Below are 13,433 nucleotides of genomic sequence, written 5' to 3' on the forward strand. Positions count from 1 at the left end.
ATTGCAGTGAAAGTGCCAATAGTAAAAGTCAGAGGTTTTAGATAGTTAGATCGCTAAGGTATTGTCGGAATTTCGGCAGTTGCTGGGAAGTCGGCATTAGAGCGTCGGATTTCCGGCGGATTGGCACCTTTTAGATTAATGGGTATAATTAAAAAAATTAGAATGATGCTAATTTTCAGAGTTATAGATATATGGAAAAACCAAAAATTTTAATCAGTTCATGCATGCTTGGAAACAATGTCAGGTATGATGGCGGAAATAAGCTGGATGCTTGGATAACTACCAAGATGGCCGATTATTTTGAATTCGTTTCAGTTTGCCCGGAAGTGCAAATGGGGATGAGTATTCCTCGTGAGCCTGTTAATTTGCAGCTTCACAAGAATGGTGACATTAAAATGATTGGTGGGAAATCTAAAACGGATTACACCGATTCAGCTCTAGTAACTTCACAAGATATTATCGATCAAAAAACCAGTGACATTTGCGGGGCGATCTTACAGAAGAAATCTCCTAGCTGTGGAGTGGAGAGAGTAAAACTCTTTAATGAAAAAGAAGAAGAACTTTACAATATGAAACTCACTCCTAAAAATCGAGGCATTTTTGCTACAATGCTTATGAGTCAAAATCCGATGTTGCCGGTTATTGATAGTGGAAGGTTTTTTGATAAGAACGAGAGAGAGAATTTTTTAAGAAGAGTTATGTGTTATCACCGTTTTTCGAAATTGGATGGATCGGTGAGGGCCCTTCAGGATTTTCATGCCAGGTATAAGTTTTTAATTATGGAGCATGATCAAGAGAGGATGAGGCAGCTTGGAGCGATTGCAGCTAATAGCAGTGGGGATCATGATCATTCGCATTTATATGCAACTTATTCCGAATTACTATTTTCGACTTTAAGTAAAATTCCAACACGCAAGTCTCGAACGAATGTCTTCCATCACTTAATTGGGTTTTTTAAGAATGAATTAGCTGCAGATGAGAAGAAGGTTATTCTTCAGATGATAGCTGATTACAATGCTTCGATATTGCCTTATCTCGTGCCACTTAAAATGCTTGAGTTTTTGATAGATAAATATCATCACATGTATTTGAAGAATCATTACTTTTTGAATCAGTTTCCGAAAGAGTTGAATGAAAATTAATTTAGGGCGAGAAGCTGTCTTGAAGTCTATTAGTTAGGTTGCCGTCTTAAAACTAGTTCAAAGCTAGTACAGTATATTTAAATTATATTTTGTTATTTTGTCATCCTTTAGGATGACATCGAGCTAACGACTCTATGTGAAAATTATGAAATGAGATTACATTAAAATTCATTTCAGGAATCTAAACTTAATGAGAACGTTTGCATGGCTTAGTCATGAAAGGCCCGATTTATTACGACGATCAGTCAGTAGTTTAACTAATGCTCTCGGTGAGCAGGCAAAGTCACTTCGCTATATAATTGCTGAGTCGGGAATTTCTCAAATAGCTCCAGACTACCTTCCATCAGAAGATGTTCTATATATTGATGACGTTTATCGAGAAAAACTAATTTTAGAAATTGAAAAAGGTTTAGAATTTTACGGGCTTCCTATTGAGACCGCTCGTTTTGCGTTAGGAGCTCATCATATTGAAGGCTCTGAGGGAATACATCGTAATGCGATTAATCTTTCTACTATCGGTGAGACATTTATTAGTAGTGACGATGATGTTGTTTTTGATATTAGGTCTCTGCCTCGTTCGATACACAAGCAAAAGACTGCAAATAGTAAAACCTTTTTTTCATTTAAAGACTGGAGTGACTTAGAGGTATTTGAGTTAGAAACTTATTCTGTAACAGTTTCTGATTTTATATGGCTTCATGAAAGAGTATTGCAAAGAGCAGCTTTTTCATCACCAGGTCTTCGAGGACACTCGATCTATGGTGGGCCACGGTTTATTTTTACTTTTGATGACGAATCATTAGGAAATTTTTGTGAGAATCCACAATTTATTGATGAGGCATTAGGAAGTCGAATTCTTTGGAATGAAGCAGTTGAAAGTCATATGGTGCCTTATAGTTCAATTGCGACCTACATGCTTGGAATGAATAATCAATTTATGCTTGCTCCATGTTTTCCTTTTGGCCGTAATGTTGACGGTGCTTTTGTCTGTGCTACAAAGGCCTTAAATGCAGAAGCCATGACTGCGCACTTGCATGCCAGTGTTTTACATAAACCAATTATGGATAGAGGAGCATACTCAGACCTCGGTAAACTTGATTTTCGTATCAATGATTATATTTGGTTAATGTGGAGCGAGTGGCTTCAGGATGTACCATTATCACTTGCGACTGATGATCGTTATGCATTAGCAGCTGATCATTTTAAAAAAATGGCAGAACAAACCCCAATAAAATTTGCGGAATCTTTAAAAAATTTATCCAGAAGGAGTCTTATGGCACGAGTGACGAATTTAGAGTCTCAGCTTGAAAGATTAAAATCACATACATTTGTTACCAAGTCATCATGGCCCAAGTTGGCCAGGCAAGAAGTTGAGCTTTGTAAAAAGATGGTTATTGAAAATGATTTATATCTTCCCATTGAAAGTTTTCGAGATGGTCGTAATCGGGATGAGCAATTGCAAGTGACACAAGGGTGGTTCCAGTCTTATGCCTATTTGATTGAAGCATGGCCATTTATGCGAGCAATGATGAGTAATATAAAATTGAGTTAAGGATAGTTTCTATAAAACATTTACAGGAGAATAAAATGAAAATGAAAAAGACAATTGAAGTTGCTAGAGTTTTAGGTTTTACAGCTTGCTGCGCACTTTTGAATTCTTGTGGGGATGATTCATCTTCAGTAGCATCCGGTAATAATGGTGAGACAACCTGTGTTGGTGTAGGCTCGCCAGCGCTTGCAGTGCAAGTGGATAGAAATGGAGGACCTCAATGGACTGCTTTAACTGCAAACGGTTCATATTCAGATCATACTAATGACTCGGTTTTTAATTTAAGCCAAAATTGCAATGGTTCTGAGAATGATTTTACTTTCAAGCTAGTAAATAGTGGAACTGGTTGTCTTACAAAAACTGGGACAGCGGTTACACTTACAAAGACAACGTCTACGAATAATCCATCTAATGAGTTCACGGTAGTGACACAGCCTTCATTGCCAATTGCACCAGGAAGTTCTGCTGAATTTAAAGTTAGACTAGCTAGTAGCAGTTGTACTTTAGCTGGAAGAGTTTGGGATGCTAGTGCGCCATCTGGTTGGAGTGAGACACATGAAAGATTTTCATTAACAGTTAATAGCAATGATCCAACTAATCCTACTTTTAATTCTTCTATTGATGTATTCGGGCAATCTTAAAAATATTTTTAAAGAAGCAATCTTTGGAATTCTAAAGATTGTTTCTTTTGTTTAAGACTTATTTGATCGAAAATTGGCAATTTAGTAGAATGAGTTTTTTTGTATGAGATAATAAAATGGAGCGGATTACAAGGGTTGAACTTGCGACCTTCTCGATGGCAACGAGACGCTCTACCACTGAGCTAAATCCGCATAAGACGTTGGTGAAGTGCATATTAATTATCTGACCAAATTATGTCAATTAATTTTAACTTTTTCTCCATTTCGGTTAATTAAAGACCCATTAAATTCAAAGCTTTCCGGGTTAAACGCAGAAGTTTTCCCTTCGCCACCAGGAATGTCGATTATGTATTGGGGCAGTGCCCAACCAGGCAGTTTATTGTGAAGGGGAGCAAAGATCCTGCGGCCTTCTTCAAGTCCCATATAGAAATGCATCGCACCGCGAGCTTCATCAGGATGATGTAGGTAATAAGGCTTAACTTTCAAATCTGCTAACTCAGAAAACAAGTTATAAAGATCTTCCGTTGTATCGTTCACACCCTTCAGTAGAACACTCTGAGAAAACACTTCAATGTGATTCTCATTCAACAGAGCAATCGCATCTCGAACGTCTTCAGTTAACTCACTCACATGATTCACGTGAATCATCACCATACAACGCTTAAAAAGCGCACTAGCACTCGTTAAAACCGCGAGTAGTCCTTCATCAATACGAGAAGGAAGAATCACAGGTGTACGCGTGTGAAAGCGAATATACTTAATTGATTCAACTTCAGAAAATTCCTGAATATATAAAGCTAGTTTTTCATTACTCAAAATAAACGGATCACCACCAGTGAAAATCACTTCGTTGATCTCAGGATTCACCGTCAAATAAGCAATCGCTTCTTTAAACTTCTGATCAAAGATCTCATCTTTTTCAGAGAGTTCATTTTTTCTAAAGCAGTATCGACATAGTACTGGGCACACCGTTGTCGGTGTAAACAGAACTCTATTTTCATAACGATGAATCAGTTGATTATTTTTAGCGTGAACTTTATCACCAATCGGATCTAATCGACCTAGATTAGAGTCTTCTTCACTATGAGGTAAAAACTGTTTCCACAGGGGAGAATCAGGCCCTGCCATTAAAATTTTAGCAGCAAAAACTTTCGGAATAAAAAGCGGAAATTTGATTTCAGGGAAATCAGTTTCGAAGAATTCTGATAAATCCTCGCGAGTCTTTAATGCGTCTTTAAATTCGTGAGTCCAGCTCATAGTTAAACTTTCCCATCCTCTGGATGATCGAGTTCTTTTTTGATTTCTTTGATGTAGTGGTGGCGTGCCCAGTAAGCAGAACCACGAATAAGTAGAGCACCCATAATCGACATTCCGATGAAGTGATAAAACACTTCCGTCATAATCATTCTTCCTGAGTTAGATAGAACGTAAAACATCCATCTAAGTAGGATTAGATGCAGAATGAAGATGATCAACTGTTGAGTACGATACCAAATATTTTCTTTTGTAATAAAGCCTTTCATTTTTTTGCGAGCCACTTTTGTATGTCTTCTGCTGATGGTTTGCGAAGATCAGTTACTTTGTTAAGCTTAAACGATTTCTGCATATCACTCCATAGGCAACGTGCATATAGAATATTTCCGTCGGGAGTGTTTAATAAACTAGTTAGCTTTACTGGTCTATATTCTTTCTTGTGATTTCCACCGCTATATAAAATCTCAACTACTGCAGCTTCTTTCACAAGTAATTCTAGTTTACTTAAATGCGGAGGAAGGTCTTCCATTTTAATTTTTTCAAAATCAGTTAACGAAAATAGAAGGCCATAACGCTTAAGCATTGGTGAAAGAGGAGTTTTAATTCTCTCCAATGAACTCATAAATATTTTCAGAGATGCAAACGCGTCATCTGTGGCACGGTGATGATTTACTAAAGGGATATTTAATTCTTTTACCAAAGTTGAAAGTTTATGGTTGGTGACTTCCATGTGCGTTTGTCTTGCCAGCTTGCAAGAACAATAAATCTCGTTGGCTGCAAGCTCATGATTGGCCTTCTGCATACCCATCACGATGAACCCTAAGTCGAACTTAGCATTGTGAGCGATTATTGGCAGGTCGCCCATAAACTCTTTTAGGTGAGAAAGAATATCGTTTAGAAGTGGGGCGTCTTTCACCATTTCGTCAGTGATATTGTGAATGGCAATTGTGTGCTCTGGGATCAGGATTTCAGGGTTAATTAACGTCTGATAAATCACAGTTCCTTCGGGCGTTATCTTCATCGCACCGACTTCAATAATGCGATCGACAAGAGGCGATAGCCCTGTGGTTTCAAGATCGATGGCAATGATGCCCTTAGGAAAAAATTCCCAGAGTTTCTGCTTCTCGGCCTCGGTTAAATCCATGGTGTTTTCGCTTTGCATTTTAATCACTTAAATGACGGTCCTTTCATTGACAACGTGGGCCTTAATCTTTAAAACTTTAGGCGTACTTTAAACTAAAAAATTTAAGGATTCAATCAATGAAAACTTTTGATGTTGTTGTTCTGGGCTCAGGTCCAGGTGGTTATGTGGCTGCAATTAGAGCAAGCCAGTTAGGAAAGAAAGTTGCGATCGTAGAAATGGATAAACTTGGTGGGGTGTGCCTTAACCGTGGTTGTATTCCAACTAAAGCTGTTTTAAAGGCAGCTCACTCAGTTCACGAACTTGCAGACATGAAAGAATACGGAATCGATGTAGACGTAAAAGGTCTTAACGGTGCAACGGCTGTAAAGCGTGCAACTGGTATCGCTGAAGGAATGTCGAAAGGTATCGCTTTCTTGATGAAGAAAAACAAAATCGAAGTTATTTCTGGTTTTGGAAAAATCAAATCAAAAACAACTCTTGAAGTAAAAACAGCAACTGCTGTTGAAACACTTACGTTCACAAACCTAATTGTTGCAACTGGTGCTCACTATAAATCTTTCCCAGGCCTTGAGCATGATGGAAAGAGACTTATTGGTGCATGGGAAGCTGTAAAAATGGAAACTCTTCCAAAGTCTATCGGTATCATTGGTGCCGGAGCTATCGGAGTTGAGTTCGCATACTTCTGGAATGCTTTCGGTGTTGAAGTTCATATTTTCGAACTTCAAAAACACTTACTACCTATCGAAGATGATGATTCATCAATCGAAGTAGAAAAAGCTTACAAAAAATACGGAATCAAAATGAATCTTGGTATTGAAGGCGTTCGCGCAGTTAATAACGGGAAAGACGTTTCTATCTTCTCAAAAGAGGGTGGAAAAGAAGTTGAATACAAATTCGAGATGGGTCTGATTGCAGTTGGTATGACTGGAAACATCGACAACATCGGTCTTGAAGCTGTTGGTATCAAAACTGACCGCGGATTCATCGCTGTAAACGATATGTACCAAACAACAACTCCAAACATCTACGCTATCGGTGACGTTGCTGGTCCTCCTCTTCTTGCTCACGCAGCTTCTCATGAAGGTGTTACAGCAGCTGAGCACATGTCTGGATTACATCCACATGCAATCGATAAAATGAACATCGCTGGTTGTACTTACTGTCAGCCACAAGTTGCTTCAGTTGGTTACACCGAAAGAGAACTTAAAGCGAAAGGTATCGAGTACAAAGTTGGTAAACTTCCATTCCAAGCTAACGGTAAAGCTGTTGCTTCGAATGAAAAAGTTGGTTTCGTTAAAACTCTTATGGGGAAACACGGAGAAATGCTGGGAGCACACATTGTTGGTGTTCACGCTACTGAGTTAATTCATGAGTACGTTCTTTTCAAAACTATGGAAGGAATTGACGAAGAAATTTTCGCAACTATTCACCCGCATCCAACTCTTGGTGAGTGGTTAGGTGAAGCGGTTCTTGCTTCTAAGAATAGAGCGTTGAACTTCTAATTTGAAATTTAGTTTTTAAGGAGATTTATATGAGACACGAAATCGTAATGCCCCAAATGGGAGAGTCAATTACAACTGGAACAATCACTAAATGGCACAAAAATGTTGGTGACAAGATTGAACTAGACGAAACACTACTTGAAATTTCTACTGATAAAGTAGAATCAGAAATTCCTTCACCAATTAGTGGAGTGATTGTCGAAATCCTTTTCAAAGAAGGCGAGACAGTTGACGTTCAAAAGTTAATTGCAGTTATTGAAGACGATGCGGCAGCAGCAGCTTCAAAACCAGGAGCGACAGCTCCGCACCCCAACTCCGCACCAAGCGCACCAGTTGCTCAAGCATCTGCACCAGCAACATCTGGTGGAGAAAGACACGAAATCGTTATGCCTCAAATGGGTGAATCAATTACAACTGGAACAATCACTAAATGGCATAAAGCAGTTGGAGATAAAATCGAAGTAGACGAAACTCTACTTGAAATCTCAACTGATAAAGTAGAATCAGAAATTCCTTCACCATACGCAGGAACTGTTCTTGAACTTCTTTATAAAGAAGGTGACACGGTTGATATTCAAAAGTTAATTGCAGTTATTGGAGATGCCGGAGCAGTAGCTTCAGCAAAACCAGCGGCAGCAGCACCAGTAGCATCAACTCAAGCAACTGTTACAACTGCGGCTCCAAAAGCAGCGGCACCAGCAGCAGCACAAACTCACGACGACAGATTCTACACTCCACTTGTTAAAGCAATGGCGAAAGAAGCTGGAGTTCCACTTTCTGAGCTAGCGAACCTTAAAGGGACGGGAGCAGCAGGAAGAGTAAATAAAGCAGACTTCGAAGCATACGTAGCAGGCGGACGCAAATCTGCAGGATCTGCAGCACCAGTTGCTCAAGCAACTTCTTCAGCTCCAAAAGCAGCAGCACCATCAGCACCAGCTTCTTTCACACCGGCATACGGAAAAGGTGAGAGAGTTGAAATCGTTCCAATGACTAACATCAGAAAGACGATTGCTAGAAACATGCAACAATCAAAACTTACTGCTCCACACGTTAACTCAATCGACGAAGTTGATATGACTAACCTTGTGAAGTTCAGAGAAGGATTCAAGAAGCAATTTGAGAAAGAAGAGGGATTCGCTCTTACTTACACTCACTTCATTCTATACGCTATCGTTCAAGCTCTAAAAGAATTCCCAATCGTGAACTCTTCTGTTGATGGCGATAACATTGTTTACAAAAAAGATATCAACCTTGGATGTGCTGTAGCAGTTCCAGGACAAGGTCTTGTTGTTCCAGTTATCAAAGGTGCAGATAATCTTAACCTTCGTGGTCTTGCTCGCGCTCTAGATGTACTAGTTACAAAAGCAAAAGCTAAGAAATTAACTATGGAAGACATGTCAGGTGGAACTTATACTTTCACAAACAATGGTTCATTCGGAATCCTTGCTGCAACTCCAGTTATTCTTCAACCACAAGTAGCTATCTTCTGTGTTGGTACAATTGCAAAACGTCCAATCGTAACGAAAGACGATGCAATCGCTATCCGCCAAATGATGTACGCAACTCATACTTACGACCATAGAGTTATCGATGGTGATGTTGGATCTAAATTCCTTCGCCATGTAATCAACACTCTTCAAACGATGGACCCATCAGGATTATTTTAATATGAAAAAACTTATTGCCCTGACTTTAGTTCTCTTAGCAGCTGGTTGTTCATCTTATAAAGATGTACGTCCGGGTCTTGAGGGGATTCACCAGATCAGTATTCTTGGTGAAGACGTAAAAGACACAGAAAGTAATGCTTACAAACAAGCTAATGCTTTTTGCAAAGCTCAAAAGAAGAAGGCAGAGTTTTTAAGTGAAGAAACATTTAAAGCAACTCCTAATGAAGTTGACGTAGATACGAAGATGTTCAAAAAGAGCGAAGGCGTAGCTACAGATGTTAGCTTCAGATGCATTTAATCTAGAAGTATAATATGTCTAAAAAAATCTCAGGTTTTACATTTATAAAAAACGGTCTCACTCTCGGGTATCCAATACTCGAGAGTGTACTTTCAATTGAGCCTATCTGCGATGAAGTCATCATCAATGTAGGCTTCGACGACAAAGAACTCACTAAAGACGACGGAACATACGCTTACCTGAAAGAAAATCTTAAAGGTGATAAGTATAAATTCGTAACGAGCTGGTGGGACCCGAGTATTACGAAATCTGGATTAATTCTTTCTCAACAAACAAACATCGCTCTTGAGCAATGTACAGGCGATTACTGCCAATACATCCAAGGCGACGAATGTGTTCACGAAGACGATTTAAAATACATTTTAGACGGCGTAGAGCAGATGGAAAAAGATAAGAGCATTGATGGCCTTATTTTTAACTACATGCACTTCTACGGCAACGTGGACACTTATAAGTACACTCGTAATCTTTATCGCCGCGAAGTGCGCCTGGTGAGAAATCACAAAGGCATCAAATCGTGGCTAGATGCTCAAGGTTTCCGTGCTGCTGATGATACAAAAATAAAAGCTCGTTTAATCCCAGCTCGCATTTTCCATTACGGATGGGCACGTGCTCAACAAGTAATGAAGAAGAAGATTCAAGTTTTCGACACTTTCTATCATGGCCAGGATCATGGCAGACAAGTTGGTCAAAAAGAATTTGAGTACCAAAGAAACTGGGGACTAAAGAAATTCAAAAAAACTCACCCAAAAGTCATGAGCAAATGGATTGAAAAGAATAAAAATCCAATTGATCTTATGGCACTTCCTCTAACTCTTGACTGGAATGTTCCAGGGTTAATGTTTACTGACAGTATTGAGGCCGTGACTGGTTATCGCTTAGGTGAATATAAAAACTACAGAAGAGTCTAAAAAACGCACAAAATATCAAATCCGACCTGTTGAAAGCAAGTACTGTAGCTTAGAGGGATAGATGGATCATTTAGGACAAATTCAGCGAGCGGTCGATTATATCGAAGCGAACCTTAGTGGTGATCTCGATGTCGAAACAATTGCGAAAAACGCCGGATTTTCCAGATGGCATTTCCAGACAGTCTTTAGTGCCGCAGTCGGTGATTCATTAAAAGAATATATTCGTAGTAGAAGACTAACAAATGCCATGCTTGAGCTTGGATCTGATAAACGCATTCTCGACATCGCTCTAGATGCGGGATTTGAGTCTCAAGAAGCTTTTACTCGTGCCTTTAAAACTATGTACGACATGACTCCTGGAGACTGCCGAAAGCAAGGTGTTCATTCTTCTTATAAGAAGAAAATAAAAATCACAGTAGAGTATTTGGATCATTTATATGGAGGAATCAATATGGAACCTGTTTATAAAACGCTACCTGAGATAAAAGTAGTTGGGTTTGCCGGGAATTTTATTTCTGTGCGCTCACCAGAGAAAAACAACATGGTGGTGATTCCGAAGTTATGGCAGAGTTATATGCCGAGAAAACATGAAATTAAATATACGATATCTCCCAATGATTTAGGCATATGCTTTCCTGTTAGTGAGAAATCTCATCCGGAAGAATGTGGTTATATTGCCGGAAGGGAAGTGACATCTTTTGAGGACATTCCAGAAGGGATGACTGCTTTTACAGTTCCTGCATCTGAATATGCAGTTTTTACTCATAAAGGTGTGCTGGATACGATTGAGCACACAATGAATTACATCTTTGGATCTTGGCTTCCAAAATCGGGAAAGAAATTAAAGATGGCCCCTGATATCGAAATGTACGATCAGAGATTTAAACTGAACCACCCGGATTCAGAACTTGATATCTACATTCCAATTGAGTAATTAGACTTTGTCGTAAATGGCAAGGTAAGCATCGGCCGCTTTTTTCCAATCAAACATTTTTGATCTTTCAATCAAGCGTTTCTTTTTTTCAGGCGTGAAGTCTTTCATGCCGGATACAAAAACATCACGCATGTCTTCTGCCTTAAATGATTTGAAATAGTAAGCATCCTCTCCACCAATTTCCGGCACAGAAGTTTTATCAGAAATAAATAGGGGAAGACCCATGCTCATTGCTTCGGCAACAGGAAGACCAAAACCTTCAAGTAGAGAAGGGAATAAGAATGCACTCGCATTTTTGTAGTACCAGACTTTATGACCTTCATCGATAGTTCCCACTAAAAAGAATCTATCGCTCAGGGCTTCTTCAATAATTCTTTTCTGCATGTCTTTAGCGTAAGCATGAAATGTCGTACCAGCTAAAACAATTTTATAATCAGGAACCAGTTTTAAAAAATCAATCAGAACATGGAAGTTCTTTTTCGGTAACACTGTTCCAACTGAAAATAGAAATTTTCCTTCAGGAACAAAAGTAGGCTCTACTGCAACACTCCCCAATGAAATCCCATTGTAAATAACCTGAGTTTTCTTCGGATCAATCTTAAAGTTACGAAAAACTTCTTCACCTGTGAACTTAGAAATGAAAGTCACAACACTCGCTCTATCAATTTTCTTCTGTAAATTACGTTTATAAAATTCACCAGACCCAAATTGTGAACTCTCATAAAGAGCATTCAAATCATGAATTGTTAAAACATACTTTGTCTTCGATGACCAAGGCATGAAAGGAGAGTCCTGATGAACAGCATGAAACACATCAGTCTTTGGAAGAATAAAAGGAATTTTCTTCGCTAGCTTTTGAAACTTGCCAGGTCTCCAATATGTTAGGTTCATAGGAGATTTATCAAAGTGAATTTTCAAGTGAGCACAAAATTGCCCAAGGCCAGAAAAGGGGTCTTTAATTTTTTCGAAGTCGATGAGAATTTTTTTAGTCATAGTGTTTTGATAAGTGATTCAAGGCCAATTGGATATAAGTGAGCTTTTTCTTGTTTGATTTCTTCCAGGGATCTCCAGACAGCAACAGAAACTAATCCATTGTGCTCGTGGATTTCTAATTCTTTTTTATCGTAGACGTTTCTATTCACAAACTCAGCAAGGAAAACAATCACGATTTCGTGACCGAAGCGTTGTTCGTATTTAAAAATGTTTTCATAGGTTGCGAGTTGTCTGTGAACAATAACTTCTTCATTGAGTTCTTCAAGCATCTCACGCTTAAGTGTCGCTTCAGCTAGTTCACCAAAATCAATACCGCCACCTAGTGGGCGATAGAAGGTTTCGTTTTTAACTTTATCTCTGCCTTGGTGGTAAAGATATTGTCCCTTTTCGTTTTGAATTAAAGCGAGTGAGATTGGACGAATGTAGAGGGCAGTGTCACTGTGTTCCATTAAAGTCCTGAAAAAAAAGGCTCCCGAAGGAGCCTTTATATTTTAGAACTTGTTGATGTAGTTAGCAAGTTGAGGAAAGTCGATAAACGGGTTTCTGTTCTTTTGAGCAGCGTAAACTTGCTCATTTCTATCCCTTTCAGCGTCATCTACTGGATCTAAGTCATTCCATCTTCTAAGAACTTGTTCTTCGTGAGCTGGAACTCTCATATTGTATCTAACTGAGAAGTAGAAAATTGCTCTAGCAACGTTTCCTTTGTGTTCTGTAGGTGGTTCGAAAAGATCGTCACTGTTTCCACCGTCAGCAGCAGAACCAGATTTTGAAGCTGTACAGTCAGTAGCTAGTGCTCCGTTCTCGTGAGAAACGTCTGCGAAGTCGTAGTTTCCTCTTACAGAGTTTGCTTTTGAATCAGTTGGGAATAAATGGTTCAGGTCAGACTTCTGCATGTCTTTAGAATATTGACGAGAGAATTTTGATTGAGGCCATGTGTGCTCGCAGTTGATTTGAGCGTGGTTAGGAATTGCTCCTGGACCAATGTCTCCATTACCTTGGAATACTTTGTTACAGTAAACGTCTTTAATGAAGTATTTTCCGTTATCTTGTTGAAGGTGAATTTTTCCGAAAAGAACTTTTCTAGCTCCATCGTATCCAAGAACGATATGGCCGTAACAAGCACCTTCACCAGCTGTTGCGCAGCCTAGAGTGTCTCTTCCGCCTTTAGCGCTTTTTTGGTGGTTGCTTACAAGAACATTGTTAAGTTCGTCTTTTAGAGCGTCGTCTTTAAGAGCAGAGTTAGCAAGTTGTTGAATGAAACTTTCTGGGTAGTAGTTAGATTCTCCAGCTGCATTAGCAGTCGATACAAGTACCAGGAGAAGAAAGCAAATCGTTGTCTTCAAATTAATTCCCTTTGTAAAAGTCGTTGTAAAAGTCATTTTAGCAAAGGGAATGTAA

14 protein-coding genes and 1 tRNA gene are annotated in these 13,433 nt (G+C 39.1%); 8 read left to right on the forward strand and 7 right to left on the reverse strand.

Going from position 1 to position 13,433, the window contains the following annotated elements; all coding sequences use genetic code 11:
• Nucleotides 1-191: 191 nt before the first annotated feature.
• From SHI21_RS06325 to SHI21_RS06335, 3 genes are all read left to right on the forward strand, one after another.
• Nucleotides 192-1,142 carry a YbgA family protein gene (locus SHI21_RS06325; RefSeq protein ID WP_323575435.1) on the forward strand — a complete coding sequence of 317 codons (951 nt, stop codon included), beginning with the start codon at nt 192-194 and terminating at the stop codon, nt 1,140-1,142.
• 190 nt (nt 1,143-1,332) lie between these two features.
• Nucleotides 1,333-2,694, forward strand: coding sequence for a hypothetical protein (locus SHI21_RS06330; protein ID WP_323575436.1), 1,362 nt, complete (start codon nt 1,333-1,335; stop codon nt 2,692-2,694).
• A gap of 35 nt (nt 2,695-2,729) precedes the next feature.
• Complete coding sequence (locus tag SHI21_RS06335; protein WP_323575437.1) at nt 2,730-3,332, forward strand: hypothetical protein; 603 nt, start codon at nt 2,730-2,732, stop codon at nt 3,330-3,332.
• 117 nt (nt 3,333-3,449) lie between these two features.
• On the opposite strand, the gene SHI21_RS06340 is transcribed toward SHI21_RS06335, so the two are convergent.
• From SHI21_RS06340 to SHI21_RS06355, 4 genes are all read right to left on the reverse strand, one after another.
• Nucleotides 3,450-3,524 (reverse strand) — tRNA-Gly (locus SHI21_RS06340).
• Nucleotides 3,525-3,569: 45 nt separating this feature from the next.
• Entirely contained in the window at nt 3,570-4,589 is a 1,020-nt protein-coding gene (locus SHI21_RS06345; protein WP_323575438.1) for a KamA family radical SAM protein, read from the reverse strand.
• 2 nt (nt 4,590-4,591) lie between these two features.
• On the reverse strand, nt 4,592-4,855 hold the full coding sequence (locus SHI21_RS06350; protein WP_323575439.1) for a hypothetical protein: 264 nt from the start codon (nt 4,853-4,855) through the stop codon (nt 4,592-4,594).
• Complete coding sequence (locus SHI21_RS06355) at nt 4,852-5,748, reverse strand: 3'-5' exonuclease (protein ID WP_323575440.1); 897 nt, start codon at nt 5,746-5,748, stop codon at nt 4,852-4,854. Before SHI21_RS06355 ends, SHI21_RS06350 begins: the two co-directional genes overlap by 4 nt.
• A 98-nt stretch (nt 5,749-5,846) precedes the next feature.
• Here SHI21_RS06355 and lpdA point away from each other — a divergent pair, with 98 nt between their 5' ends.
• The 5 genes from lpdA (at nt 5,847) to SHI21_RS06380 (ending at nt 11,042) form a co-directional block, all read left to right on the forward strand.
• Entirely contained in the window at nt 5,847-7,232 is a 1,386-nt protein-coding gene (gene lpdA / locus SHI21_RS06360; RefSeq protein ID WP_323575441.1) for a dihydrolipoyl dehydrogenase, read from the forward strand.
• Between the two features lie 29 nt (nt 7,233-7,261).
• Nucleotides 7,262-8,899 (forward strand): 2-oxoglutarate dehydrogenase, E2 component, dihydrolipoamide succinyltransferase, encoded by a 1,638-nt coding sequence (sucB, locus tag SHI21_RS06365; RefSeq protein WP_323575442.1) that lies wholly within the window; start codon nt 7,262-7,264, stop codon nt 8,897-8,899.
• A gap of 1 nt (nt 8,900) precedes the next feature.
• Entirely contained in the window at nt 8,901-9,197 is a 297-nt protein-coding gene (locus tag SHI21_RS06370) for a hypothetical protein (RefSeq protein WP_323575443.1), read from the forward strand.
• A gap of 14 nt (nt 9,198-9,211) precedes the next feature.
• The gene (locus SHI21_RS06375; protein ID WP_323575444.1) at nt 9,212-10,108 is read left to right on the forward strand and encodes a glycosyltransferase family protein; all 897 of its coding nucleotides are present in this window, start codon (nt 9,212-9,214) and stop codon (nt 10,106-10,108) included.
• A 61-nt stretch (nt 10,109-10,169) separates the two neighbouring features.
• Entirely contained in the window at nt 10,170-11,042 is an 873-nt protein-coding gene (locus tag SHI21_RS06380) for an AraC family transcriptional regulator (RefSeq protein WP_323575445.1), read from the forward strand.
• Here SHI21_RS06380 and SHI21_RS06385 read toward each other — a convergent pair whose 3' ends face one another.
• From SHI21_RS06385 to SHI21_RS06395, 3 genes are read right to left on the reverse strand one after another with little or no spacing between them, the layout of a single operon-like run.
• The gene (locus SHI21_RS06385; protein WP_323575446.1) at nt 11,043-12,035 is read right to left on the reverse strand and encodes a glycosyltransferase family 4 protein; all 993 of its coding nucleotides are present in this window, start codon (nt 12,033-12,035) and stop codon (nt 11,043-11,045) included.
• Nucleotides 12,032-12,484 carry an NUDIX domain-containing protein gene (locus tag SHI21_RS06390; RefSeq protein ID WP_323575447.1) on the reverse strand — a complete coding sequence of 151 codons (453 nt, stop codon included), beginning with the start codon at nt 12,482-12,484 and terminating at the stop codon, nt 12,032-12,034. Before SHI21_RS06390 ends, SHI21_RS06385 begins: the two co-directional genes overlap by 4 nt.
• Nucleotides 12,485-12,526: 42 nt before the next feature.
• Nucleotides 12,527-13,378 (reverse strand): endonuclease I family protein, encoded by an 852-nt coding sequence (locus SHI21_RS06395; RefSeq protein ID WP_323575448.1) that lies wholly within the window; start codon nt 13,376-13,378, stop codon nt 12,527-12,529.
• Between the last annotated feature and the right edge of the window lie 55 nt (nt 13,379-13,433).

Source organism: Bacteriovorax sp. PP10, assembly GCF_035013165.1.
Taxonomy (GTDB): Bacteria; Bdellovibrionota; Bacteriovoracia; order Bacteriovoracales; family Bacteriovoracaceae; genus Bacteriovorax; species Bacteriovorax antarcticus.

What these genes read in the sequence shown, in the direction of transcription:
- SHI21_RS06325 (WP_323575435.1), top strand. Translation starts at nt 192, where the DNA reads ATGGAAAAACCAAAAATTTTAATCAGTTCATGCATGCTTGGAAACAAT.
- SHI21_RS06330 (WP_323575436.1), top strand. Translation starts at nt 1,333, where the DNA reads ATGAGAACGTTTGCATGGCTTAGTCATGAAAGGCCCGATTTATTACGA.
- SHI21_RS06335 (WP_323575437.1), top strand. Translation starts at nt 2,730, where the DNA reads ATGAAAATGAAAAAGACAATTGAAGTTGCTAGAGTTTTAGGTTTTACA.
- SHI21_RS06345 (WP_323575438.1), bottom strand. Translation starts at nt 4,589, where the DNA reads ATGAGCTGGACTCACGAATTTAAAGACGCATTAAAGACTCGCGAGGAT.
- SHI21_RS06350 (WP_323575439.1), bottom strand. Translation starts at nt 4,855, where the DNA reads ATGAAAGGCTTTATTACAAAAGAAAATATTTGGTATCGTACTCAACAG.
- SHI21_RS06355 (WP_323575440.1), bottom strand. Translation starts at nt 5,748, where the DNA reads ATGCAAAGCGAAAACACCATGGATTTAACCGAGGCCGAGAAGCAGAAA.
- lpdA (WP_323575441.1), top strand. Translation starts at nt 5,847, where the DNA reads ATGAAAACTTTTGATGTTGTTGTTCTGGGCTCAGGTCCAGGTGGTTAT.
- sucB (WP_323575442.1), top strand. Translation starts at nt 7,262, where the DNA reads ATGAGACACGAAATCGTAATGCCCCAAATGGGAGAGTCAATTACAACT.
- SHI21_RS06370 (WP_323575443.1), top strand. Translation starts at nt 8,901, where the DNA reads ATGAAAAAACTTATTGCCCTGACTTTAGTTCTCTTAGCAGCTGGTTGT.
- SHI21_RS06375 (WP_323575444.1), top strand. Translation starts at nt 9,212, where the DNA reads ATGTCTAAAAAAATCTCAGGTTTTACATTTATAAAAAACGGTCTCACT.
- SHI21_RS06380 (WP_323575445.1), top strand. Translation starts at nt 10,170, where the DNA reads ATGGATCATTTAGGACAAATTCAGCGAGCGGTCGATTATATCGAAGCG.
- SHI21_RS06385 (WP_323575446.1), bottom strand. Translation starts at nt 12,035, where the DNA reads ATGACTAAAAAAATTCTCATCGACTTCGAAAAAATTAAAGACCCCTTT.
- SHI21_RS06390 (WP_323575447.1), bottom strand. Translation starts at nt 12,484, where the DNA reads ATGGAACACAGTGACACTGCCCTCTACATTCGTCCAATCTCACTCGCT.